Annotated in this window: 25 protein-coding genes; 21 read left to right on the top strand and 4 right to left on the bottom strand. The window is 59.3% G+C overall.

The window, feature by feature from the left end; all coding sequences use genetic code 11:
* Positions 1-95 precede the first annotated feature (95 nt).
* Positions 96-1,076 (top strand): complex I NDUFA9 subunit family protein, encoded by a 981-nt coding sequence (locus O9X91_RS02480; protein ID WP_077983746.1) that lies wholly within the window; start codon positions 96-98, stop codon positions 1,074-1,076.
* Between the two features lie 596 nt (positions 1,077-1,672).
* Here O9X91_RS02480 and O9X91_RS02485 read toward each other — a convergent pair.
* Positions 1,673-2,479 carry an undecaprenyl-diphosphate phosphatase gene (locus O9X91_RS02485; protein WP_077983748.1) on the bottom strand — a complete coding sequence of 269 codons (807 nt, stop codon included), beginning with the start codon at positions 2,477-2,479 and terminating at the stop codon, positions 1,673-1,675.
* 261 nt (positions 2,480-2,740) lie between these two features.
* Here O9X91_RS02485 and O9X91_RS02490 point away from each other — a divergent pair, with 261 nt between their 5' ends.
* From O9X91_RS02490 to O9X91_RS02555, 14 genes are all read left to right on the top strand, one after another.
* The gene (locus O9X91_RS02490) at positions 2,741-3,433 is read left to right on the top strand and encodes a glutathione S-transferase family protein (RefSeq protein WP_003520121.1); all 693 of its coding nucleotides are present in this window, start codon (positions 2,741-2,743) and stop codon (positions 3,431-3,433) included.
* 130 nt (positions 3,434-3,563) lie between these two features.
* On the top strand, positions 3,564-4,715 hold the full coding sequence (gene queG, locus O9X91_RS02495) for a tRNA epoxyqueuosine(34) reductase QueG (protein ID WP_142913717.1): 1,152 nt from the start codon (positions 3,564-3,566) through the stop codon (positions 4,713-4,715).
* Positions 4,716-4,718: 3 nt separating this feature from the next.
* A complete protein-coding gene (locus tag O9X91_RS02500) occupies positions 4,719-5,591 on the top strand; it encodes an SDR family oxidoreductase (RefSeq protein WP_142913718.1) in 873 nt (290 codons plus the stop codon).
* A 427-nt stretch (positions 5,592-6,018) separates the two neighbouring features.
* Positions 6,019-6,387 (top strand): septal ring lytic transglycosylase RlpA family protein, encoded by a 369-nt coding sequence (locus O9X91_RS02505; RefSeq protein ID WP_077983751.1) that lies wholly within the window; start codon positions 6,019-6,021, stop codon positions 6,385-6,387.
* 61 nt (positions 6,388-6,448) lie between these two features.
* A complete protein-coding gene (locus O9X91_RS02510) occupies positions 6,449-7,738 on the top strand; it encodes an RsmB/NOP family class I SAM-dependent RNA methyltransferase (protein WP_142913719.1) in 1,290 nt (429 codons plus the stop codon).
* Positions 7,739-7,893: 155 nt separating this feature from the next.
* Positions 7,894-9,171, top strand: coding sequence for an imelysin family protein (locus tag O9X91_RS02515; protein WP_077983753.1), 1,278 nt, complete (start codon positions 7,894-7,896; stop codon positions 9,169-9,171).
* A 58-nt stretch (positions 9,172-9,229) separates the two neighbouring features.
* Entirely contained in the window at positions 9,230-10,753 is a 1,524-nt protein-coding gene (locus O9X91_RS02520) for a di-heme oxidoreductase family protein (RefSeq protein ID WP_269833577.1), read from the top strand.
* Positions 10,753-11,874 (top strand): imelysin family protein, encoded by a 1,122-nt coding sequence (locus O9X91_RS02525; RefSeq protein WP_142913722.1) that lies wholly within the window; start codon positions 10,753-10,755, stop codon positions 11,872-11,874. Before O9X91_RS02520 ends, O9X91_RS02525 begins: the two co-directional genes overlap by 1 nt.
* A gap of 4 nt (positions 11,875-11,878) precedes the next feature.
* Positions 11,879-12,973, top strand: coding sequence for a DUF1513 domain-containing protein (locus O9X91_RS02530; protein ID WP_142913723.1), 1,095 nt, complete (start codon positions 11,879-11,881; stop codon positions 12,971-12,973).
* 51 nt (positions 12,974-13,024) lie between these two features.
* Positions 13,025-13,477 carry a TspO/MBR family protein gene (locus tag O9X91_RS02535; RefSeq protein ID WP_142913724.1) on the top strand — a complete coding sequence of 151 codons (453 nt, stop codon included), beginning with the start codon at positions 13,025-13,027 and terminating at the stop codon, positions 13,475-13,477.
* A 135-nt stretch (positions 13,478-13,612) separates the two neighbouring features.
* Positions 13,613-14,062 carry a PaaI family thioesterase gene (locus O9X91_RS02540; RefSeq protein ID WP_077983757.1) on the top strand — a complete coding sequence of 150 codons (450 nt, stop codon included), beginning with the start codon at positions 13,613-13,615 and terminating at the stop codon, positions 14,060-14,062.
* Positions 14,059-14,697, top strand: coding sequence for a 5'-methylthioadenosine/S-adenosylhomocysteine nucleosidase (locus O9X91_RS02545; protein WP_137409635.1), 639 nt, complete (start codon positions 14,059-14,061; stop codon positions 14,695-14,697). Before O9X91_RS02540 ends, O9X91_RS02545 begins: the two co-directional genes overlap by 4 nt.
* An 83-nt stretch (positions 14,698-14,780) precedes the next feature.
* Positions 14,781-16,358: a glutamine-hydrolyzing GMP synthase gene (guaA, locus tag O9X91_RS02550; RefSeq protein ID WP_142913725.1), complete on the top strand. Its 1,578-nt coding sequence runs from the start codon at positions 14,781-14,783 to the stop codon at positions 16,356-16,358.
* A 103-nt stretch (positions 16,359-16,461) separates the two neighbouring features.
* Entirely contained in the window at positions 16,462-17,178 is a 717-nt protein-coding gene (locus O9X91_RS02555) for a 2'-5' RNA ligase family protein (RefSeq protein WP_142913726.1), read from the top strand.
* Positions 17,179-17,237: 59 nt separating this feature from the next.
* On the opposite strand, the gene O9X91_RS02560 is transcribed toward O9X91_RS02555, so the two are convergent.
* A complete protein-coding gene (locus O9X91_RS02560; RefSeq protein WP_003503889.1) occupies positions 17,238-17,405 on the bottom strand; it encodes a hypothetical protein in 168 nt (55 codons plus the stop codon).
* A gap of 234 nt (positions 17,406-17,639) precedes the next feature.
* Between O9X91_RS02560 and O9X91_RS02565 the strand changes: the two genes are divergently transcribed.
* From O9X91_RS02565 to O9X91_RS02575, 3 genes are all read left to right on the top strand, one after another.
* On the top strand, positions 17,640-17,987 hold the full coding sequence (locus tag O9X91_RS02565) for an ArsC family reductase (RefSeq protein ID WP_142913727.1): 348 nt from the start codon (positions 17,640-17,642) through the stop codon (positions 17,985-17,987).
* Between the two features lie 12 nt (positions 17,988-17,999).
* Complete coding sequence (ybaK, locus tag O9X91_RS02570) at positions 18,000-18,476, top strand: Cys-tRNA(Pro) deacylase (RefSeq protein ID WP_142913728.1); 477 nt, start codon at positions 18,000-18,002, stop codon at positions 18,474-18,476.
* Between the two features lie 88 nt (positions 18,477-18,564).
* The gene (locus tag O9X91_RS02575; RefSeq protein WP_142913729.1) at positions 18,565-19,803 is read left to right on the top strand and encodes an aminopeptidase; all 1,239 of its coding nucleotides are present in this window, start codon (positions 18,565-18,567) and stop codon (positions 19,801-19,803) included.
* A gap of 7 nt (positions 19,804-19,810) precedes the next feature.
* On the opposite strand, the gene pecM is transcribed toward O9X91_RS02575, so the two are convergent.
* Positions 19,811-20,674, bottom strand: coding sequence for a 4-hydroxybenzaldehyde efflux transporter PecM (pecM, locus tag O9X91_RS02580; protein ID WP_142913730.1), 864 nt, complete (start codon positions 20,672-20,674; stop codon positions 19,811-19,813).
* A gap of 81 nt (positions 20,675-20,755) precedes the next feature.
* On the opposite strand from pecM, the gene O9X91_RS02585 reads away from it, so the two are divergent.
* The 3 genes from O9X91_RS02585 (at position 20,756) to O9X91_RS02595 (ending at position 23,328) form a co-directional block, all read left to right on the top strand.
* Positions 20,756-21,256, top strand: a complete 501-nt coding sequence (locus O9X91_RS02585; protein ID WP_162520571.1) for a MarR family winged helix-turn-helix transcriptional regulator — start codon at positions 20,756-20,758, stop codon at positions 21,254-21,256.
* A gap of 107 nt (positions 21,257-21,363) precedes the next feature.
* Entirely contained in the window at positions 21,364-22,071 is a 708-nt protein-coding gene (locus tag O9X91_RS02590) for a FadR/GntR family transcriptional regulator (protein ID WP_077983772.1), read from the top strand.
* Positions 22,072-22,125: 54 nt separating this feature from the next.
* Positions 22,126-23,328, top strand: a complete 1,203-nt coding sequence (locus tag O9X91_RS02595; protein ID WP_137409621.1) for a mandelate racemase/muconate lactonizing enzyme family protein — start codon at positions 22,126-22,128, stop codon at positions 23,326-23,328.
* Here O9X91_RS02595 and xseA read toward each other — a convergent pair whose 3' ends face one another.
* Complete coding sequence (gene xseA, locus O9X91_RS02600) at positions 23,329-24,927, bottom strand: exodeoxyribonuclease VII large subunit (RefSeq protein ID WP_142913732.1); 1,599 nt, start codon at positions 24,925-24,927, stop codon at positions 23,329-23,331.
* Between the last annotated feature and the right edge of the window lie 168 nt (positions 24,928-25,095).

Here is a 25,095-nt window from a genome sequence, read left to right on the forward strand (position 1 = left end):
AGCCTCAAGCCTTGCGACAACCGCTCTTCACGCGCGCGTAGCTTTGGGCTAAGAGACTGAAAAACGCTTTATCGACAGCTTCTGAGGAGCCTCCCATGACCTTGGCCAACCTTCCACCCCTCGTCACCGTTTTCGGCGGTTCGGGTTTTGTCGGGCGGCATGTCGTGCGGATACTTGCGAAGCGCGGTTACCGCATCCGCGTCGCGGTGCGCCGCCCGGATCTCGCCGGTTTCCTGCAGCCGCTCGGCAATGTCGGCCAGATTTCCTTCGCCCAGGCGAACCTGCGTTATCGCGATTCCATCGTCAAAGCCGTGGAAGACGCCGACCATGTGGTCAATTGCGTCGGCATCCTGACCGAAAGCGGTCGCAACACGTTTGACGCCGTACAGGAATTCGGCGCGAAAGCCATTGCTGAGGCGGCCCGCGACGCGGGTGCGACACTGACGCATATCTCCGCCATCGGCGCGGACGCCAATTCGCCGACCGGTTATGGCCGCACCAAGGGCCGCGCCGAGGCCGCCATTCATTCCGCCCTTCCTGACGCCGTGATCCTGCGCCCGTCGATCATATTTGGACCGGAAGACGATTTCTTCAACAAGTTCGCGAAGATGGCCCGCAGCATGCCGTTCCTGCCGCTGATCGGCGGCGGGAAAACCAGGTTCCAGCCTGTTTATGTCGAGGATGTCGCGGAAGCCGTCGCCCGTGGCGTCGATGGCAAGCTAAAGCCAGGCGCGATCTATGAACTCGGCGGTCAGGATGTCATGACGTTCCGTGACTGTCTCGAGGCGGTTCTTGCCGCGACCTACCGGCAGCGTCCTTTCGTCAACCTGCCTTTCGGCGTCGCGTCGATGATTGGCAAGATCGCTTCAATGGTACCTCTGATTGCGCCGCCGCTGACGCCCGATCAGGTAACCATGCTGAAAAAAGACAATGTCGTTTCCACTGACGCCGAAAAGAACGGCTTGACGCTGGAAGGTATCGGCATCACCCCTGTTCGCGTTGCGTCGGTTCTGCCTTCCTACATGGTGCAATATCGCCCACACGGCCAGTTCTCCAATGCCGGAAAAGCGGCCTGAGGCCTGCCTTCAGCCTCATCGCTCATAAACGAAAGCGGGAGCCATTCCCGCTTTTTGTTTTTGCGCAATTCAATCGCAACCAAACCGCTATTCGCGCATTTTCCCCTCAACTGCAGGGGAGGTGTTGAATGAACTAAGGCTGCGTTGCAAAGCCGGCTAAAAGTTAACGGTCGTCCGGGCTCCACAGGCAAGCGTGGCACAAGCGCAACTGTGGAAAAGACTTCGCATTAACCCGGTATTCAACAAGCTGCTTTATTGATATTCGCCACATTCCAAACATATCCCGAACCCTCAATTCACACACGGCGGCATGATCCGCGCGAACGAACGTCTGAAAGGCAATCATAAAATGGGCAGATCTATCGCACTCTTTTTTGCGTGTGCGGCTTTGGTGGTTCTGGCGGGTTCTTTCATGGCGCCGGGAACGGTTGCAGCGGGCAAGAGCGGTTGCGCTCCAGCCTATGGCGTCGACCCCTGCGCAACGGCTTCGATCAGCACCAACTGATCGGACTTTAAAAGTTTCAAAGAAAAAGCGCCGCCGGTTCTCCGGGGCGCTTTTTTGTTCGTTGCGAGCGCAGATTATTGCCGCCGATGGCTCACCCCAGCACAAGAAGCGCGATCAGTCCCAGCGAACCGATGACGATGCGCCACCATGCGAAGGGTGCAAAGCCTCGCCGCGATACGAAATCCAGCAGAGAGCGAACGACGAAGAGGCCTGAGACAAAAGCGGCGATGAACCCCACGGCGATCAGCGCGCCGTCATCGAAGCTCAGCGCATCGCGGTTCTTGTAGAGATCGAGCGTGAAAGCACCGAGCATGGTCGGCATTGCCAGAAAGAACGAAAACTCGGCTGCGGAGCGCTTGTCCGTTCCCATCAGCAGCGATCCGACGATTGTGGCGCCAGACCGCGACGTGCCGGGAATCATCGCAAGGCATTGAAAGAGGCCGATCTTGAAGGCAAGCGACGGCGGATAATCCATGATGTCGGTATATTTCGGTTTCAGCGGCATACGATCGACCGCAAGCAGGATGACGCCGCCGACGATCAGCACCGCACAGATGAGCATCGGCGTTTCAAACAGCACGGTCTTGATGAAGTCATGCGCCAAAGCCCCGATGATCGCCGCCGGCAGGAAAGCGAGAGCAACGGCCAGCACGAAGCGGCGCGCTTTCGCGCTTGTCGGCAAAGCGAGCGCAATCGACACAAGCTTCTGAAAATAAACAAGGAGGATCGCAAGGATCGCACCAAGCTGAATAAGAACGGCAAAGGTGTTGCCGGGGGATTTGAAGCCTAGGAAATGCCCGGCCAGCAGCACATGCGCCGTTGAGGAGACGGGGATGAACTCCGTCAGACCCTCGATAATGCCCAGCAGAAGTGCGCTGATGATCGACTGGTCACCCATGAGATATCCTTCTTTTCAGGGGAAAGCGGCAATGGAAGGTAATAAAGCGCGACGCGTTCGACCGAACCGGTGCGACGCACTTTAAATTTTTGTTTTTATGCACGTCTTTGCCCCAAAACCGCTGCACACTTTTGGGAGACATGCCATAGCGTTAAACTTGTTTTAAAGTAGCCGAGTTCTTATAGCGTCTTGATGAAGCGAAACTGAAAAAGTTTTTCGGCAATGCCGATCATGACAACCAATCGTAAAAATTGAGTACCGATGCCAACTCTCTATCACTCTCCGATGTCGACCGCATCCCGGTTCGTTCGTCTGATCCTTGCGGAATACGGGTTCCAGACCGATCTCGTGGAGGAGCAGCCATGGGAAAGACGGCGAGAGTTTCTGGCGCTCAATCCTGCCGGTACCTTGCCGGTCTATCTGGACGACAATATGCGCTCGCTGAGCGGGCCCTATGTGCTTGCGGAATTTCTTGACGAAACGCACGGGGTTCTGAAGCGCGACCGTCGGCTTCTTGCCGAAGACCCGTTTCAGCGCGCTGAAATCCGCCGGCTGACGGAATGGTTTCTGCAGAAGATGGAAAACGACGTGACCCGGCCGCTGGTGCGGGAACGGGTCTATAAATTGCAGATGACGGCGGCGCAGGGTGGCGGACCGCCGGATTCCAAGCTGCTGCGCACCGCCCGCAACAATATTCGCCAGCACATCAAATATCTGGAATGGCTGGCCGGCTCGCGCACCTGGCTGGCCGGCGACCGGTTGAGCTATGCCGATCTTGCCGCGGCTGCCGCGGTCTCGGTGCTGGATTATCTCGGTGAGATCAACTGGCTCGAAGCGCCGATTGCCAAGGAATGGTATCAGCGGGTGAAATCCCGGCCTTCCTTCCGGCCGTTCCTCAGCGAACGCATTCCCCGACTTGCCCCTTCTTCCCACTACGCCGATCTGGACTTCTAAGGTCTGCCCATCCGGTTATTTGCTGCGGCGTGCGGCTGTATGTAAAGCATGTCGTTGTCCCGAAACCGCTGCACACTTTCGGGCGACATGCATTATATATGCCGCAGATTAACCCGCAGGAGACACGACCATCGACGTCGCGAGCGAAAAGCAGCGAATACGCGCGCATAAACTGACGGACTTCGTTCGTCGGGAAGCGCTTTCACTTGGCTTCGATCTCTGCCGCATCACTACCCCAGACAGCATTCCGCTCGCACCCGAACGGCTGAGACAGTTTCTGGACAATGGCTATCACGGCACGATGGCGTGGATGGAGGAAACCGAGGCCCGCCGGGCAGAGCCGAAAACGCTCTGGGGAGACGTTCGCTCCATCGTCATGTTCGGGCTGAACTACGGTCCGGAAGAAGATCCACGCGGCCTGCTTTCCCAACCCGACAAGGCGGCCATTTCGGTCTATGCCCGCAATCGCGATTATCACGACGTCATCAAGGGGCGGCTGAAAGAAATCGCTACCCGTTTTGCCGCGCGTGCCGGCGAGCACGTAAAGGTCTTTGTCGACACCGCACCCGTAATGGAAAAACCGCTTGCCGCCGCCGCCGGTCTCGGCTGGCAGGGCAAGCACACCAACCTCGTCAGCCGCACCCATGGTTCGTGGCTATTTCTCGGCAGCATTTTCACCACGGCCGAACTCTGTCTTGACGAGGCTGAGAGGGACCATTGCGGGTCGTGCCGCGCCTGTCTCGATGCCTGTCCGACGGCCGCTTTCCCCGCGCCCTATCAACTGGATGCGCGCCGCTGCATTTCCTATCTCACCATCGAGCACAAGGGGCCGATCCCGCACGAATTTCGGCCGATGATCGGCAATCGCATCTATGGCTGCGACGACTGCCTTGCCGCCTGTCCGTGGAACAAATTCGCAGCCAGCGCCTCCGAGATGAAATTGCAGGCGCGCGAGGATTTGAAGGAGCCTTCCATCGCCTCCCTACTCACGCTCGATGACGCCGCCTTTCGCAGTTTCTTCAGCGGCTCGCCCGTCAAGCGCATCGGCCGCAATCGCTTCATCCGCAACGTACTGATCGCGGCGGGCAACTCTGCCGACCGGCAATTCGTGGAACAATGCAAGGCGCTTGCCGAAACAGACCCTTCGCCGGAGGTGCGCGGCATGGCCGCATGGGCTTTGTCACGGCTTATGGACAGGGACGAATTCCGTACATACTCTGCCGGTCGCGCCCCGGAGCCTGATCCGGAGGCCGAAATGGAATGGCAACTGGCAGAGGCGTGACGCATGCATGTGATGATTTTCGGCGCGGGATATTCAGGAAAAGCAATCGCTAACGCGCTAAAGACCGAAGCAGCAAGCGTTTCCGGCACCACACGCAGCCAGAACAGGTTCCCAGACCTCGCCGCCGCAGGCATGACGCCGTTGCTCTTCGACGGTGTTCAACTCAACGACGAACTCGTCGCCGCAATGGGCAATGTTACCCATCTCGTACAATCCGTCGCGCCGGGCAAGGATGGCGATCCGCTGCTTGCGCTTCTGGGCGGCGATCTGAAAAAGCTCATGCCCGATCTGAAATGGGTCGCTTATCTTTCCACCGTCGGCGTTTATGGCGATCATGGCGGCGCCTGGGTGGACGAGACAACGCCCTGCCGCCCGGTCTCCGCGCGATCCGTGGAACGGGTGGCTGCGGAAACCGCCTGGACTGCGGCGGCGGAAAAGGCGGGTGCGCCGCTTTCCATCCTGCGCCTTTCCGGAATTTACGGCCCCGGACGCAATACCTTCATGAATTTCGAGAAGGGAACGGCGCGGCGGCTAGTGAAGAAAGATCAGGTATTCAATCGCATCCGGGTCGAGGATATCGGTGCAGCACTTGCCTTTCTTGTAGCGAAAGACGAACGTGGCATCTTCAACGTGACCGACGATGAACCCTGCCCGCCGCAGGATGTGGTGAGCTTCGCAGCAGCGCTGATGGGGGTGGAACCGCCACCCGAACAGGCCTTCGAGACCGCCGATCTGACGCCGATGGCGCGCTCTTTTTATGGCGAGAACAAGCGCGTTTCCAACGCCAGAATACGCGATCTCGGCTTCGATTTCCGCTTTCCGGAGTACAGGCTCTCCCTCAGACAATTGTGGGAAAACGGCGTCTGGCGGGGCTGAAAAATCCCCTGTCGAAAAGTGATGAAAAATCCTTCCAAGCCCGCTTTTGCGGATGGTTTTCGTCTCATTTCAGCCAATTAGGATTTTATTAACCGCCCAAAAATCAGTAAATTCAGAGTAATTAGAAAAATATTTCACTTACATTTCGTGAACCAGATTCACGAAGTCGTGACCTGCAACAGCATTTCGATTAACTATTGATTCCGCGTTATTTTTTCCACTTTTTTCTTAAAGCACGCTCTGACAGGCTCCCGGCTAACGATCACGAATATTACAGGCTGTAACGGTTCGTGATTTGAGCTCAGCTTTTTTTCGCCATTTTTCCCTCGCCCTACAATCTCGCATCAAAAGGCGTTCAGGCCAGTTCATGGCCGTTTAGCAAGGGCACAATCAATCGGCGCGGGGCCGATTTTCAGGGAAGTACAGTTTGTTGAATATCCGTCGTATAACTTTCACCGCTGCAACTATCGCCGCCTGTTCCATCATTGCGCCTCTTCAGGCGAATGCGGCAAATGGTTGTGGAGGCGCATCGTGGTATGCGTTGACCTCCAAGACTGCTTCGGGTGAGCGCATGAACGCTGCCCACCTGACCGCTGCCCACCGCTCTTTGCGGTTCGGCACCAAGATCAAGGTGACCAATGCGCGCAATGGCAAGGCCGTTGTGGTGCGTATCAATGACCGCGGGCCGTTCATCAAGGGTCGCGTTCTCGATCTTTCCAAGGCGGCCGCCAAGAACATCGGCATGATCAATTCCGGCACCGCCAAGGTCTGCTACGAGATCGTCAAGGCCGATTGAGCCTTGCCCTCGCCGCCATTCGCGTCTACCAACCGGGCTTAGCACAAGAACGAGGTAGACAATGCGTTTAGGCGGGCGTTTGGCCGGAGCAATCGAAGTATTGGCGGATATTGAGGGACGCAGGCGTCCCGTCGCCGATGCTCTGAAAGATTGGGGCCTTGCCCATCGTTTCGCCGGTTCCGGCGACCGGGCCGCAATCGGCAACATCGTTTATGACGCGCTGCGCATGAAGCTCTCGCACGCCTGGCTGATGGATGACGACAGCGCCGCCTCTCTCGCCTATGCGGTTCTATTGCGGCAGTGGGGCAAAAGCTTTTCGGACCTTGAGGCGGAATTCGACGGCGACAAATTCGCGCCCACCGCACCCGATGCGGAAAGGCAGAAGGCCTTCCTCTCCCGTTCCCTCGGTGACGCACCGGCCTATATCCAGGGCGACATACCCGAATGGTTACAATCTTCCTTCGAAACCGCCTTTGGAGAGCGCTGGCTCGCAGAGGCGCAGGCGCTGAATGAGCGGCCCACGCTTGATCTGCGCGCCAACACCTTGAAAGCGACCCGCGACAAGGTGCTGAAGGCGCTGGAGGAGAGCGGCGCGGAAGCCACGCATATCGCCCGGCAGGGTGTGCGCATTCCCGCCGGCCAAGGCCCATCCCGCCTACCGAATGTCACCGCCGAACTGTCCTTCCAGAAGGGCTGGTTCGAAGTGCAGGATGAGGGCTCGCAGATCGTCGCCGATCTTGCCGGTGCTCGGGAAGGCGAGCAGGTCCTCGATTATTGCGCCGGTGGTGGCGGCAAGACTTTGGCCATGGCCGCCAGCATGAACAATAAAGGTCAGGTCCACGCTTTCGATGCCGATCGCAAGCGGCTCGCGCCGATCATCGAGCGGCTGAAGCGTGCCGGTACGCGCAATGTGCAGGTGCATGACCGCGCAGCGGGCCTTGCCCCGTTCCAGGAAAAATTCGACCGCGTTCTGGTCGACGCACCCTGCACCGGCACCGGAACCTGGCGCCGCCGTCCCGACACCAAATGGCGCCTGACGGCGCGCAATCTGGAAGAACGCGTGCAGCAGCAGGGCGAGGCGCTTTCGCAGGCCAAGGGTTTCGTGCGGCCCGGCGGCGAGCTGCTTTATGTCACCTGTTCGGTTTTGCCTGAAGAAAACGAACAGCAGGTCGGACGTTTCTGTAAGGAAAATCCAGAATTTACGATCGGTTCTGCACTGGAGCGCTGGCATTTGACTTTCGGCGGCCACGCGAACAAACCGCATTCCTCCGACGGCAAGACAGTGACGTTAACGCCTGCAACCACAGATACGGATGGCTTCTTCTTCTGCTTGATGAAGCGCAAAGCATAGTACCGTCTTTGCAAGCACCGATTTTTCTTGGAATACGACGCCGGGTCTTGTTTCTAAGCATTCTAAACTAGAATGTTTGACACAAGTTTATGATTGGGTCAGAACTCGCTTGCCGCGGCGCGAAGTCATTTCGCGCCTGTCGAAGGAGAGGGATCATGATCCGCAAAACCATTCTCAGCGCTTCTCTTGCGCTTCTTGCCGCATCTGCGGTTTTCACCGCGCTTCCCGCCCGGGCTGCCACCGATGCGGCGGCCGTCGTCAAGCATTACGCCGATGTCGCGCATGCGAAATATGAGGATTCGCTGACCACGGCGAAGGCGCTGGACAAGGCCATCGATGCGCTGATCGCAACGCCGAGCGAAGAAGCCCTGAAAGCCGCCCGGGAAGCATGGATCAAGGCCCGCGTTCCCTATCAGCAGTCGGAAGTCTATCGTTTCGGCAACCCGATCGTCGACGATTGGGAAGGCAAGGTGAACGCCTGGCCGCTGGATGAAGGCCTGATCGACTATGTCGACGGCTCCTACGGGACGGAAAGCGACGAGAACGAGCTTTACGTCGCCAACATCATCGCCAATCCGAAGATCAAGATCAGCGGTGAGGAGGTCGACGCCTCCAAGATCACCCCCGAGCTGATCGAAAGCCTGCACGAGGCGGGCGATGTCGAAGCCAATGTCACGACCGGTTACCACGCCATCGAGTTTCTGCTCTGGGGTCAGGATCTGAACGGCACCGGACCGGGCGCAGGCAACCGCCCCTACACTGACTACGACAAAGCAAAATGCACGAACGGCAATTGCGACCGTCGCGCCGATTACCTGAAATCCGCTTCGACCCTGCTGATCAAGGATCTTCAGGAGATGGTGGATGCCTGGGCGCCGGAGGGCGAAGCCACGAAGACATTGGAAGCCGATCCGAAAGCGGGCCTCACCGCCATCCTCACCGGCATGGGTTCGCTCTCCTATGGCGAGCTGGCGGGTGAGCGTATGAAGCTCGGCCTTCTGCTGCACGACCCGGAAGAAGAGCATGATTGCTTCTCCGACAACACCTACAATTCGCATCTTTACGACGCGATCGGCATCGCCTCGGCCTATACCGGTGACTACACCCGCGCAGACGGAACGAAGATGACGGGCGCCTCGCTGTCTGAACTGGTCGGCGCTAAGGACAAGGCTCTGAACGACGAGATGCTGGCGAAGCTGAACAAGACGCTCGACGCCATGCACGCGATGGAAAAGCGCGCGCAGACCGTCGAGGCCTATGACCAGATGATCGGCGAGGGCAACAAGGAAGGCAACGCCGTGGTTCAGACGGCCATCGACGGCCTGCTCGACCAGACGAAGACTGTCGAACGCGTCATTGCGGCGCTCGATCTGGGCAAGATCGAGCTTGAAGGCTCCGACAGCCTCGACAATCCTAACACCGTCTTCAAATAAGCGGTAAAGCGGGCCGTGGATCGCCGCGGCCCGTTATTCTCCATCCACCCTTGTTTTCATGCAATTTTTGCCGCCGCCGATCCGCAAGCCATTCTTCTTCGCCGCGGCAGCCTGCCTTGCAGCGTCGACGGCGCTTGCCGAACCGCTGCGGGACGATCTGACGGAAAAAGATCGAAGTCGCGTACTGGCCGTGACCGCGCCAACGACGTATTTTACCAGGCCGGAACCTTTCGAGGCCATGTCAGGCGGAGCGACGACAAGTGTCGGCAAAGCCGACAGCAGCGCGTTTTCACATCCTTCCACCACCATGCCGCTCGAGCGAAAGCAGGATTTCAAGCTCGGCAATGCGCTGTTCCAGAAGCTCTGGGTCTCCTCCCCTTCTTCCACACAGGCCTCGGATGGGCTCGGGCCGCTTTTTAACGCACGTTCTTGCCAGACCTGCCATGTCAAGGATGGCAGGGGTCGACCGCCCCTTGCCGGAGAAGACGCCGTCTCGCTGTTTCTGCGGCTGGCGCGACCGGCCCGCAACGAAGCCGAACGACAGGCCATTGCCAGCCACCAAGTGCTGAATTTTCCCGATGAGACCTATGGCCGGCAGCTTCAGAACCTGGCCATTCCCGGCCTTGCAGCCGAAGGCAAGCCAGTCATCACCTATAGGGAAGAGCCGGTTCAATTCGCGGATGGCGAGGTGGTGATGTTACGCAAGCCCGACTATGCCGTGGCGAATCTGCAATATGGCCCGCTTGGCGCCGACACGGCGCTTTCAGCGCGCATTGCCATGCCCACCCTCGGGCTGGGCCTGATTGAGGCCATTGCCGAGGCCGATATTCTGGCCAAGGCCGACCCGAACGACAACGATGGCGACGGCATTGCCGGGCGTCCCGCATGGGTCAAAGACCATCGCACTGGCGAGGTGAAACTCGGGCGGTTTGGTTGGAAAGCGCAAAATGCGAGCGTGCGCGACCAGAGCGCCAGCGCCTTTTCCCACGATATCGGCATTTCCACGCCGGATGCGCCGAATGCCTATGGCGATTGCACCGAGGCCCAGAAGGACTGTCTTGCCATGCCGACCGGCGTGCAGCCCAGGCTCGGGCCGGTGGAGGCGCCCGATCCGGTTCTCGATCTCGTCACCTTCTATACCGAAAACCTCGCCGTGCCGCGCCGCCGCAACGTCGATGATCCGACGGTCCTGCAGGGAAAGCAGCTTTTCTACGCCTCCGGCTGTACGGCCTGCCACACCCCGAAATTCGTCACCCGCCGCGACGCCGCCGACCCCATGCATGCTTTCCAGCTGATCTGGCCCTATTCCGATTTTCTGCTGCACGACATGGGCGAAGGACTTGCCGATGGCCAGCAGGTGGGCGAAGCCAGCGGACGGCAGTGGCGAACCCAGCCGCTCTGGGGCATAGGCCTCACCCAAAAGGTCAATGGCAACGGTTTTTACCTGCATGACGGCCGGGCGCGCAGCCTGCCGGAAGCGATATTGTGGCATGGCGGCGAAGGGCAAAAAGCGCGAAACGCCTTCGCCGCCTTGCAAAAATCCGACCGGCAGGCTTTGCTGGCCTTCTTGGAGTCCCTTTGATGAAAAATACCATGCGAAAAATTTCCGGCGTCATGTCCGTATTGGTGCTTCTGACCACGCTTCCGGCGAGGGCGCAGGATGTCGAACTGATGCCGCCGCCGCCGCTCGACCCGGTTAAGGTGCAGAGTGTGATGGAAAAGGCGGTAAACGGCTTCATCCGTCCCGGTTATGACCACTTCCGGCAGTCGGCGAAGAGGCTGGAAGGCCGCATGAACGCTTTCTGCACCGCTCCCTCGGAAACGACGGCGGCGGCTGCCAAGGCTGCCTTTGTCGATACGGTGTCAAGCTGGTCGACAATCGAGATCGTACGTGTCGGCCCTGTCATTGAGAAGAACCGTTTCGAACGGGTGCTTTATTACCCCGACAAGAAGGGTCTCGGGCTGAAACAGGTGCAGCGCTATCTCACCGAAAAGGATGAAAGCGTCACGAGTGCGGACGGCCTCAGCGGCAAGAGCGTTGCGGCGCAAGGGCTCGGCGCTCTTGAGTTCGTGCTTTACGGAACAGGAGCGGAAGAGCTGCTCGACAGGAAAGGTGATTTCCGCTGCCGCTACGGCGCAGCTATCGCCGGCAATATCGCCAATGTGGCGGCGGAACTTTCCGACAGCTGGAATGCGTCCGACGGTGCGCAGAAAAACTGGACGGAGCCCGGAGCGGACAACCCCGTCTTTCGTGATGAGCGCGAGGCGCTTGTTGCCCTGCTCGGTATTCTCGTCCACGGCTCCGAAGCCATCCGCGACCAGCGGATCGAAACCTTCTACAAGGGACCGGACAAGGCAGGTTTTCCCCGCACCGCCATTTATTGGCGCTCCGGCCAGACCTGGCAAAGCATTTCCAGCAATATCAAGGCGGTTCAGACCCTGCTGCACACGGCGGATATGGTCGAACTCGTACCGCCGGATCAACGCTCCATCGTCAACTCCATCGATTTCATCGCCAAATCGATGATCCGCGTTGCCGGGACAATCGATACGGATGTGCAAAAAGCGCTGGATCAGGACGATCAGCGCGCCAAGGTGGATTATCTGCTGCTCAATGGCAAAGACCTGATCTACCGCCTGAACGATCAATATGGCGGCGCGATCGGCCTCAGTTCCGGCTTTTCCTTCGCCGATGGAGATTGAACCGATGATCTCCGGCGCCACACGGATGCTGATAGATCGGCGCAGCTTCATCAAGGCGGCAGGAGCTCCCTTTCTCGCCGCGCTGGCTCCCCGTTCACTTTATGCGCTCGAACGGGCGGACGCGGTCTTCGCTTCCGCCTTTCGCGCCCGTGACGGGTCCTACGGCATTGCGACGGTGAGCGAAGGCGGCGAGATCATCGACCGCGTCGCGCTTCCTGCCCGCGCCCATGGAATGGCGACGAACCATACGACCGGCATGACCGTGGCCTTTGCGCGCCGGCCCGGCACCTTCTTCATGGCCTTCGATCCCGCGCGGCGCGGCGAACCGATTGTGATGCACACACCGGAAAACCGCCACTTCTACGGCCACGGGCAATTCTCACCCGATGGCGCGATCCTTTACGCCAGCGAAAACGACTTCGACGGCAATCGCGGCGTTATCGGTCTCTATGACGCCCGCAACGGCTTTGCCCGCATCGGCGAATATGATGCGCATGGCATCGGCACACATGACATGACGGTAAGCGATGACGGCCGGCTGATCGTGATTGCCAATGGCGGCATCGAAACCCATCCGGATTTCGGCCGAACCAAGCTCAATATCGACAGCATGCAGCCGTCCCTCGTGCTTCTGGACGCCTCGACCGGACAAGTGATCCAGAAACACGCCATGCCGGAGCAGCTTCGGCAGCTTTCCACCCGTCATGTCGATCTCGGCGATGACGGCCGTATCTGGTTCGCCTGTCAATACGAGGGACCGCGCAACGATCTTCCGCCGCTTGTCGGCCATTTCTCCAAGGGTGAGGATGTGGCCTTCGTCGATCTGCCGGAAGAAACGACGGTGCGTCTCGCCAATTATGTCGGGGCCATTGCCGTCAACCGGCGCGATGGGCTGGTGGGACTGACCTCGCCCAACGGCAACGCCGCCGTGACGCTGGATGCGAAAACCGGGCGCGTCGTTTCCGAGACGACCGTGCGAGAAGCGGCAGGCGTCGCGCCCGCCGCGAGAGGCATTGCGGTATCTTCCTATGACGGATTTTTCAAAACCCGGCGCAGCGACGTGGCGTGGGACCAGCACATCGTGCGTTTGCCCAGCTAAAATACTGAAAAGAAAGGGGAACAAAAGCCCGCCCTTTGCATTGGACGGACTATGAGAAACCTTGCCGTCTATATCGTTTTTGTGGTTGTCGTTGTTGCCGTGGGGGCGCTGATTGGCGTCAACAATGTGCCCGGCGAATGGTATCAATCGCTGCAGAAGCCCTTCTTCAATCCACCCAACTGGATTTTCGGGCCCGTCTGGACCGCGCTTTACGTGCTGATCGGCATTGCCGGCGCACGGACATGGATCCGCAAGCCGATGGGGACGCGCATGCGGCTCTGGTTCACGCAGATGGTGCTGAACTTCCTGTGGTCTCCGATTTTTTTCGGAATGCAGAGCCCGGCAGGTGCGCTCATCATCATCATTCCGATGCTGATCTGCATCGTCGCCTTTGTGGCGCTCACCTACCGCCGTGACCGCATATCCATGTGGCTTTTCGTGCCCTATGCCGTATGGGTCGCCTTTGCCACGGTATTGAATGCGAGCATAGGCATGCTCAACTAAACTGTTTTCGTATTCCCGAAAGGAAACCGGGCTCCACTTTTTCTGGAAATGTTCTAATTCTCCGCACCGCCCTTGCCTTGCCTGCCGCCACGCGCCATGTCAGTTTGCGATGAGGCAGAAGCAGGCAGGTAGGCCATGGAGATCACGGATCCCGGCGATTTTCGTCAGCGGATAGAAAGAAGCTTTGCGCGGCAGGGCGTGGTGCAGGCGATCAGCGCCGAGATCAGCCGTATCGAACACCGTCTGGTGGAAATCGAACTGCCTTTTCATGAAAAGCTGACGCAGCAGCACGGCATATTGCATGCGGGTGTCATCGCCGCGGGTCTGGATACGGCCTGCACCTATGCCGCCTATACGATCATTGAGCCGGAAGCCTCGCTGCTGACCATCGAATTCAAGGTCAACCTCATGTCGCCCGGGCGCGGTGAGCGGTTCCTGTTTCGCGGCGAGATCATCAAGCCCGGCAACAATCTGATCGTGGCGGATGGTCGTGCCTATGCCCTGTCCGATGGGCCGGCAAAGCTGATCGCCTCCATGACGGGCACGATGATGGTGGTGAAGGGTCGCGAGGATATTATCGGATGAGCTACCGGCTTTCGCATGTTGCGGATAAATCCGTCCTCTTCGTCATGGCGGCCTCCCCCGAATACGGGCCCCATCTTCAGGCGCGCATTGCACCGCTGATGACCGGTATCGGCCCGGTCGAGGCGGCGATTGCAGTCACGGCCGTTCTTGCCGGTCTCGATGCGGCCGATCACCTGCCGGACCTCGTCGTTTCGCTCGGTTCCGCCGGTTCGCGGACGCTGGAGCAAACCGGCGTCTATCAGGCCATTTCCGTTTCCTATCGCGACATGGATGCCTCCGCCTTCGGTTTCGAAAAGGGCTGCACGCCGCTGCTCGATCTGCCCGCCGAAGTGGCCTTGCCTTTGCGGATACCGGACATTGCCGAGGCGCGGCTTTCCACGGGCGCCAATGTCGTTTCAGGCGAAGCCTACGGGCTGATCGACGCCGATATGGTGGAAATGGAAACCTTTGCGGTTTTAAGAGCCTGCCAGCGCTTCGGCGTACCGCTCGTCAGTCTGCGCGGCATTTCCGACGGCAAGGAGGATGTGAACCATGTGGACGACTGGACGGAGTACCTGCACGTCATCGATGAAAAGCTGGCGGATGCCGTCGACCGGCTCTGCCGCGCCATCGAGGACGGCGTGATTGCCCTTTAGAACCTTGCGATTTTCGCAAATTTCCGCCCTTTGACGCCCGCTTCCGGGTTGCCTAAAGCCCCGCTTTTCTTTAAAGGCTCGCCATGACCCAGATAGCCCATCCCGACAGCATTCTCATCATCGATTTCGGCAGCCAGGTGACGCAGCTGATTGCGCGCCGCATCCGCGAAGCCGGGGTCTATTGCGAAATCCATCCGTTCCAGAATGCCGCAGAGGCGTTCGAGAAGCTTCAGCCCAAGGGCGTGATCTTCTCCGGCGGCCCCGCATCCGTGACGGCGGAAGGAAGCCCGCGCGCACCGCAGGCGGTGTTTGACAGCAAGGTTCCGATCCTCGGCATCTGCTACGGCCAGCAGACGCTCTGCACCCAGCTCGGCGGTACCGTTGAAGGTGGCCACGCAGCCGAATTCGGCCGCGCCGATATCGACATCAAGAAGGCAAGCCCTCTGTTCGACGGTTTCTGGGAGCAGGGCAAGAGCTATCCTGTGTGGATGAGTCACGGTGATCGCGTCACGAAGCTGCCGGACGGTTTCGAGGTGATCGCGACTTCCGAGAATGCACCTTTCGCCATCGCCGCGGACGAGAAGCGTCACTATTACACCACCATGTTCCACCCGGAAGTGGTGCATACGCCTGATGGCGGCAAGCTGCTTTCCAACTTCGTGCACAAGATCGTCGGGCTCAAATCCGACTGGACGATGGCCGCCTATCGCGCCGAAATGATCCGCAAGATCCGCGAGCAGGTCGGCACCGGCCGCGTGCTCTGCGCGCTTTCCGGCGGCGTCGATTCCTCCGTTGCGGCCATCCTCATTCATGAGGCGATCGGCGACCAGCTGACCTGCGTTTATGTCGACCACGGCCTGATGCGGCTTGGCGAAAGCGAGCAGGTCGTCGGCATGTTCCGCGATCATTACAACATTCCGCTGGTGCACGTTGACGCCGCCGATCTGTTCCTCGGTGAACTCTCGGGCGTTTCCGATCCGGAAGTGAAGCGCAAGACCATCGGTCGTCTGTTTATCGAAGTCTTCGAGGCCGAGGCGGCCAAGATCGCCGCCGATGGCAAGGGCGCACCCAAATTCCTTGCGCAGGGAACGCTGTACCCTGACGTCATCGAAAGCGTCTCCTTTTCCGGTGGCCCTTCGGTCACCATCAAGAGCCACCACAATGTCGGCGGTCTTCCCGAGCGCATGAATATGCAGCTCGTCGAGCCGCTGCGTGAGCTCTTCAAGGATGAAGTCCGCGCACTTGGCCGTGAACTCGGCCTGCCGGAAAGCTTCATCGGCCGCCATCCCTTCCCAGGTCCGGGTCTCGCAATCCGCTGCCCCGGCGCGATCACCCGTGAGAAGCTCGATATTCTGCGCAAGGCCGATGCGATCTATCTCGACGAAATCCGCAAGGCTGGTCTCTACGACACCATCTGGCAGGCCTTTGCCGTGCTGCTGCCGGTACAGACCGTGGGCGTGATGGGCGATTACCGCACCTACGACTTCGTCTGCGCGTTGCGCGCCGTAACCTCGGTGGATGGCATGACGGCGGATTTCTATCCCTACGACATGAATTTCCTCGGCCGTGCCGCAACCCGCATCATCAACGAAGTGCGCGGCATCAACCGCGTCGTCTACGACGTGACGAGCAAGCCGCCCGGCACGATCGAGTGGGAATAAGCGAAGGCGGAGCAATTCCGCCTTCCGTTCATCTTTTGTTCTTTATTTTATCACCTCACAATGATAGGTTTCCGGCCTTGGCATAAGGCTGTGGAGCATCGTCATGGAGTGCGAGTTGACGGACGAAAGAGCCTTGAGGCAGCTTTGCTTTGATGGGCTGGAGCCGCAGAAAATACGACGCGTCAATCCACGCTTTCGAAACAAGCTCCTATTGCTGCTGAAGCCGCCACGGCAATTGGCGGAAAGAATGTTTGCCGATGCGTCGCATCATGCTCTGGGTCGGACAACCCGTGAGGCATATCCCGCCGAGCTTCTGCACATAACCCTGCTGTGTTTGGGATGTTTCGAGACGATCCCTCACGGACTGACAAGCAGACTGAAGGCGGCAATGGGTGCGGTAAGCGCGCGGCCTGTTCCGGTCATCTTTGACGGAAGTGCACTTTTTGGCAATCGCAACAGTTTGGTCCTACGAAACGGTGGTGATCAGCCGGAGATCCATGCCCTGGTGAGGCTGCTGCAACGGGCGCTTCGACAGGCGAACCTTCCCTATATCCCTGCACCATCTTTTACACCGCATATCACGATGATTTATAGCTGCGGGAAGATGGAACCGATGCCAGCCGGAAAGCCATATAGCTGGCTTGCGAGTAATTTCGAGCTTGTTTTCAGCCATAATGGCGAAACCCGACATGAGTCCCTTGGACGCTTCGCACTCTCCGCAAAAGCGGATCGGTATGAGCCGCTCGAAAGTCAGCTACATCTACCGCACAAACTGATCGATCCTAGAAAACGACCGAACCGGAAGCAGTCGGAACGCTAAGGCGCGCCAAAATATACTCACGGGCGAGGCGAAATCGCCTCGCTACAAACGATAGCAGCTTAGAGCTGAACCTTGTCGAAAGCCTTGCCGTCGATGCCGAGAGCTTCTAGATCGGCACGGGCGGGCTTGCGATGTGCGCGAACAGCGGCCGAAACCGAGAGCGCTGCACCGAGAACGGCGAAGGTTTCACCGAAGAAGTTACGCGATGTCTTTGCAACCTGACGCATTTTAATCTCCATCTTTGTTGCCCAGATAATGGGGATTTCAGGCATCTTCTACAACTCTCGATGTAGCAGGGAAGCCATGCAGCTTTGCTCGCGCTCGTTTGGATGTCAGCCACCTCGATTTTGCATAGCTCAAGCATTATGAGGGATGAATCGACGCAAGGCGCCTCAGGCGGCAGCTTGAATAAGATGGATATTTTGTTATGCCGGAAGGCTTGAAGACGAAGAGGCGATAGCATGACGGTCACGATTTACGGCATCAAGAATTGCGACACGATGAAGAAGGCCAGAAGCTGGCTGGAGACGAACAGCGTCGACTATTCTTTCCATGACTACAAGGCAGCCGGTATCGACCGCGCCCATCTGGAAACATGGTGTGATGCCGCCGGCTGGCAAACGGTTCTCAACCGGGCCGGCACGACCTTCAAGAAACTCGATGACAGCCAGAAGGCCGATCTTACCCGCGAAAAGGCCATCGGCCTGATGCTGGAGCAGCCCTCGATGATCAAGCGTCCGGTGCTGGAGGCGAAGGGCAAGATAACCGTCGGCTTCAAGCCGGAAATCTATCAGACCCTTTTTGCCTGAACGCAGCCCACCATGTCCAAAACGACCCGCGCCACCCAGATGCTGACCAAGGCCGGCATCGCCTTCACCACCGTGACCTATGATTACGACCCGAATGCCGATCGCATCGGGCTGCAGGCGGCCGAGGCGATCGGTGAGGCGCCACATCTGGTGCTGAAGACACTGATGGCGGAGCTGGACGGTAAGCCGGTCTGCGTCATTGTCCCCTCCGACCGCGAGGTGAGCATGAAGAAGCTTGCCGCCGCCTTCAGCGGCAAGTCCGCCAGCATGATGAAACCCGCCGATGCGGAGCGGGCGACCGGTTACCATGTCGGCGGCATCAGCCCTTTCGGGCAGAAGAAGCAGGTGCCGACGGCCATCGAGGCCGCGGCCATGGCGCATGATTGTGTCTACATGAACGGCGGGCAGCGAGGCTTGCAGGTAAGGCTTTCGCCACGCGATGCCCAAAAGGCGCTGAAGGCCATTGCGGCACCGCTGGTCGCCGATTGACGCGCGAGGGGCACGCCTGAAAGCATTTGGCTTTCGGAAGGAATGGGCTATGGTCGGCGCCTCCTATTGAAATAGACGAAGGCAGATCATGACCGTTTCCCCCATCGATCCCGTCAAACTGGAAAAACTCGCGGAAGTCGCCGTCAAGGTCGGCTTGCAATTGCAGAAGGATCAGGATCTGGTGATCACTGCACCGCTGGCGGCCCTGCCGTTGGTCAGGTTTTTGACCAAGCATGCCTATATGGCGGGCGGCGGGCTGGTTACCACTTTCTATTCCGACGAGGAAACCACGCTTTCGCGCTACCGCCATGCCAGCGACGCGAATTTCGACCGGGCTTCCGGCTGGCTCTATGAGGGCATGGCCAAGGCCTATGCCAATGGCGCAGCGCGGCTGGCGATTGCCGGCGACAACCCCATGCTGCTGGCCGAAGAGGACCCCGCCAAGGTGGCGCGCGCCAACAAGGCCAATTCCACCGCCTATAAGCCGGCGCTGGAGAAGATTTCCAACTTCGATATCAACTGGAACATCATTTCTTACCCCAATCCGTCCTGGGCAAAGCAAGTCTTCCCCGGCCTCACCGAAGATGAAGCGGTGCGCAAGCTCGCGGATGCCATCTTCGCCGCCTCGCGGGTGGATGTGGCCGATCCCGTCGCCGCATGGGCGCAGCACAATGCCAATCTTGCCAAGCGCTCCGAATGGCTGAATGGCGAACGCTTCTCCGCGCTGCATTTCACCGGCCCGGGCACCGACGTAAAAATCGGTCTGGCGGATGGCCACGAATGGCACGGCGGCGCTTCCACGGCCAAGAACGGCGTGACCTGCAACCCGAATATTCCGACCGAAGAAGTGTTCACGACGCCGCATGCGCTGCGTGTCGATGGTTATGTGTCCAGCACCAAGCCATTGTCGCATCAGGGAACCCTGATCGATGATATCCAGGTGAAGTTCGAAGCCGGTCGCATCGTCGAAGCCAAGGCTTCCAAGGGCGAAGCTGTGCTGAACAAGGTGCTCGACACCGATGAGGGCGCGCGACGTCTCGGTGAAGTGGCGCTTGTGCCGCATTCCTCACCGATTTCAGCAAGCGGCATCCTGTTTTATAACACGCTGTTCGATGAAAACGCCTCGTGCCACATCGCGCTTGGCCAATGCTATTCGAAATGTTTTCTCGACGGCGCCTCGCTGTCGCAGGATCAGATCAAGGCGCAGGGCGGCAATTCCAGCCTTATCCACATCGACTGGATGATCGGTTCCGACAAGGTGGATATTGACGGCGTTAAGCCAGATGGCTCCACGGTTCCTGTCATGCGCAAGGGCGAATGGGCCTGACGGCCCCCTACCTCGGCAACTGGCTGCGCTGACTGAGCCAGATGCTGAAAAGCACGGCAATGAACCCGGCGATCTGCGTTGGCGCAAGGCTTTGACCGAGCGCCAGCCAGCCCAGCAAAGTTGCAACGACCGGACTTAAGAAGCCGAGCGATACGGCCGCGGAAGGTTCGATGCGGGCAAGCCCACGAAACCACAGAAGATAGGTAAGTGCTGCACCGATGAGGCCAAGATAGGCCATGCCGAGAACATTGGCCGCCGTTGGCGCCGGCAAAGCCGGCTCCAAGAGATAAGCGACCGGCAAAAGAAGAATGCCGCCGGCCGTCAATTGCCACGCGGTGAAGGTGAGGTTCGAGACGGGCGGGCGCCATTTGCGGGTCAGCACCGTTCCGAAGGCCATGGAGACGGCGCCGGCAAGGCCTGCGGCAACACCGATACTATCAAGTGCCGCGCCGGGCGTCAGCACCAGAAGCGCAACACCGGCAATGCCGAGAAAACCGGCGACGATGGCGAGCGGCCGCACCGGTATTGAGAGAAAAAGCCGCGACAGAGCGATGACGATGAGCGGCTGCACCGCACCCACCGTGGCTGCGACACCGCCCGGCAGTCGATAGGCTGAAACGAAGAGCATCGCCCAGAAAAACGAAAAATTCAGCGCACCGAGAATGAAGCTGCGCGGCCACCAGATACCCTGCGGCAGCTTTCGGACGAGAAGCAGCAGCAGGACACCGGCCGGCAAGGCGCGCAGCATGGCGACATGCAGCGGATATCCATGCGGCAGGAATTCCGTTGTGACAAAATAGGTGGTTCCCCAGATGGCGGGAGCAAGTGCTGTCACCAGCACATCGGCTAAGTAGGTCGTATTTTTCTTCATATCAAGAATCTCTATATCAAGATAAATCCAACTTAGTCGATTTTATCTTGACGTCAAGATATCAATTGTTATGCCTTGGTGATGAGCGAAGAACCGTTGGACCACGTCGATCACATTCTGGCGCAGTGGCGCAGGGAGCGACCCGATCTCGATGTCGATCCCATGGGGCTGCTCGGGCGCCTGAACCGTCTTTCCACCCATCTCGGCCGCGAGGTAGAGGCGGCGCTGCTGAAGCACGGGCTTTCCTCTTCCGCTTTCGATGTACTGGCGACATTGCGGCGCTCCGGCTCACCCTACAGGCTCTCCCCCGGCGATCTCCTGGCCATGACGATGGTGAGTTCCGGCACCATGACCAACCGAATCGACCAACTCGAGAAAGCCGGCCTGGTGGAACGTATCCACAACCCGAACGACCGGCGCAGCGTCCTGATATCGCTGACGGAACGGGGCCTTGCGATTGTCGAGGAAGCGGCAGGCGCTCACGTCGAAAACCAGCAGCGCCTGGTCGCCGGCCTCAGCGAAGAAGACCGTGCGACGCTGAACCGACTGCTGAAACGGTTTTTGCGAGATTTCGAAGAATAGGCCTTTTTGGCCGACAAACACACAATGCCTCCGTGATGGCGCTTGTTTCGCTTCAGAAAATCCTGTAAGCAATTTCTCATAAACCTGTACTACAGGTTGGAGGAAAAATGTTAAACGCCATTTCGCATGAAGCCGGTCTCGTCAGCAGCACGGTCGGCGCTATCACCCGTCATATCCGCGAAAACGAACTCGCACCCGGCGCGAAGCTCCCTAGCGAGCTTTCGCTCTCGCAGCAGCTCGGTGTCTCCCGCACCGTCGTTCGTGAGGCTTTCCGGTCTCTGTCTGCCATGCGGCTGATCGACGTGAGCGCCGGCAAGCGGGCCACTGTGGCGACGCTGGATCACGGTGCAATGTCATTGATGTTCGAACATGGCATTCACACCGAACAGATCAACATCCAGCAGATTTACGACGTACGCCGCACCATCGAAGTCAGAACCGTGACGCTTGCGGCGCTGAGGCGCACCGATGCGGAGGCGCTGACCATTCTCGACCATGCCAACAATATGGAGCGGGATTTCGGCGACAACGACAAGGTCATGGAACACGATCTTGCTTTTCACATCGCCATAGCCAGGGCCTCCAAGAACCCGGTTTTCGAACTCATTCTCGCCGCCTTCCAGAATGTGACGCGTCAGACCTGGCCGATCGGCTGGAAAAGCCGCACATCCGATGCGCAGCGCCATGCCGCAAGCGAGCTTCACATCGCCATCGGACAGGCCATTGCCGCCGGCGATCCGCAAACGGCTTCAACACTGATGGCGCGGCATTTCGATGAAAGCGTGCATGCGCTTCTGGCCGCCGGCATCGCCTGATTTTTCAAACACCGTTCCAGGCGGAACACGACCTGCCTCTGGAGGAGATACTTCATGAAAATCACGAAACTTGAGACCGTCCGTGTGGCGGAACGGGCAAACCTGCTCTGGGTTCTGGTCCATACGGATGAAGGTATTACCGGGCTTGGCGAAACCTTTTATGGCGCCGAGACGGTGGAAACCTATGTCCATGAATATATCGCGCCCCGGGTAATCGGTCGCGACCCGCTGCAAATCGACCTCTTGGCGCAAGACCTTGTCGGTTATCTCGGCTTCCGTTCCTCGGGCGCGGAAGTGCGCGGCAACTCCGCTTTTGACATCGCGCTGTGGGATATTTTCGGCAAGGCCACCAACCAGCCCATCGCCCAGCTGCTCGGCGGTTTCAGCCGCAGGGAAATCCGCACCTACAATACCTGCGCAGGCACCGAATACATCAAGAAAGCGACCGGCCAGCAGACAGCCAATTACGGCCTTTCCGGCGGCAAGGACTATGACGATCTGAACGGCTTTCTGCACCGGGCCGACGAGCTTGCCCATTCGCTGCTGGAAGACGGCATCACCGCCATGAAGATCTGGCCCTTCGATGCGGCGGCGGAAAAGACGCGCGGGCAATATATCTCGATGCCGGACCTGAAAAGCGCGCTCGAGCCGTTCGAAAAGATTCGCAAGGCGGTGGGCGACAAGATGGATATCATGGTGGAGTTCCACTCGATGTGGCAGCTTCTGCCCGCCATGCAGATCGCCAAGGCGCTTACCCCCTACCAGACCTTCTGGCACGAAGACCCGATCAAGATGGACAGCCTTTCCAGCCTGACGCGTTATGCCGCCGTGTCGCCAGCGCCCATTTCCGCATCCGAAACGCTCGGCTCCCGCTGGGCCTTCCGTGACCTGCTGGAAACAGGTGCAGCCGGCGTGGTGATGCTTGACATCAGCTGGTGCGGCGGACTTTCGGAGGCGCGCAAGATCGCCTCCATGGCGGAGGCCTGGCATCTGCCGGTCGCGCCGCATGATTGCACTGGCCCGGTCGTGCTCTGCGCCTCCACGCATCTGTCGCTCAATGCGCCGAATGCGCTGGTGCAGGAAAGCGTGCGCGCCTTCTACAAGACCTGGTATCGCGATCTCGTCACCGCATTGCCTGAGGTGAAAAACGGCATGATTACCGTGCCGCCGGGCGCCGGCCTTGGCATGGAACTGCACCCCGATATCGAAAAGACCTTCACTGTCAGCCGCCGTTTTTCGGATACGGCGTCGATCTGATCAGAACAGGCTGCCCTGATTACCCGGATCGGAAGAAGCCGGTTTCGCCGGCTTCTTTTTTGGCACTATGGGGTTATCGGGGGACGGTGCGCCCTCCCCCGTCGTGATGGCCGAGACGCGGCCATCGGCAAATTCCATCGAGACCACAGCACCTGAAGCGATAGCTGCCGCACGCGTCAACGGCCGGTTCTCTTCGTCACGGATCACGGCATAACCGCGTTTCAGCACGTTTTTATAAGACAGAGATTGCAGGATGCGGTCATGAGCGGCAAGGCCCGCGCGGTTCTGCGCCATGCGGTGCAATACGGCGGTATCGGCCCGACGCACAGCAGTGACGACCCGCTCCTTCTGCCGCTCCACCTGGCCGAGCAACCGGGCGGGAAGCGAACGCAGCGCGGAATCGAAGGCATCGACGCGGCCTTTGCCCTGCAGCAAACGGCGCTCCACCAGGGTCTCGGCCCGGCGCATACGTTCGGTGACGCGTTGCCTGTGGTGTTTGAGACCGTTTAGCAGGGTCTCCGGTCTCAGCCCCGAAGCGGAACGTTCGAAGGCACGGCGCTTGTTCAGCGTCGTCAATTCCAATCCCCGGCCAAGACCGCTTGCAGCCTCATCGAAACGGCGGCGCGGCAGGGCCAGAAGCTGATCGAGTGACGGCAATGCACGCACCAGCGCCCGCACGCCCTGGCGGCGATTGTCCATCTGCCGCGAAACCGAACCGGCAAGGCGCGCGGCAAGGCCGGAAAGCTGCGCTTCAAGTTCCGCACGCACCGGCACGGCCATTTCGGCGGCGCCCGTCGGGGTTGGCGCACGCACATCGGCGGCGTAGTCGATCAAGGTCGTATCGGTTTCATGCCCGACGGCGGAAATCAGCGGGATTTCGCTTTCGGCAGCGGCGCGTACGACGATTTCATCGTTGAAACTCCAGAGGTCCTCCAGACTGCCGCCGCCGCGTGCGACAATCAGTACGTCGGGCCGCGAGATCTCACCGCCGGGCTGAAGTGCGTTGAAACCGCGAATGGCGTTCGCCACCTCCTCGCCCGAACCTTCACCCTGCACCTTAACCGGCCAGACGACCACATGGACCGGAAAGCGATCGGAAATGCGGTGAAGGATGTCGCGAATGACAGCGCCCGTCGGCGAGGTGACGACGCCGATGACATGCGGCATGAAGGGCAGCCGGCGCTTGCGAGCCGCATCGAACAGCCCTTCCGCCGCCAGCCGCCGACGTCGATCTTCCAGAAGCGCCATCAGCGCGCCGGCACCGGCCGGCTCGAGACTTTCGATGACGATCTGGTATTTCGAGGAGCCGGGAAAGGTTGTGACCTTTCCGGTGGCGATGACTTCCATGCCCTCTTCGGGGCGGAACTTCAGCCGCGAGAAGGTGCCTTTCCAGATCACCGCGTCGATACGGGCGCGGTCGTCCTTCAGCGAGAAATACGCGTGCCCGGACGAATGCGGACCACGATAGCCGGAAATCTCGCCGCGCACCCGCACCTGCTCGAACGCCGTCTCCACCGTGCGCTTGATGGAACCCGACAGTTCGGAGACCGAGAACTCGGCAAGATTGCTCAATGCTGCGTGGGAGAAAATATCGCTCATGCCCGTTTGTAACCAAAACCCGCCGATTCGGAAATGCCGGCGCCGACCAGCCTCATTTTAACGACGTTGAAACCATATCCTCAACTAACGAGTTAGGAAGATGAGGATGGGAGGAGGAAACAAGGGTTCGTTAGGGAAAACGGCGTTAAGCCTTCCCTCAGGCCCGAC

Source organism: Agrobacterium salinitolerans (genome assembly GCF_027498475.1).
GTDB classification, from domain to species: domain Bacteria; phylum Pseudomonadota; class Alphaproteobacteria; order Rhizobiales; family Rhizobiaceae; genus Agrobacterium; species Agrobacterium salinitolerans.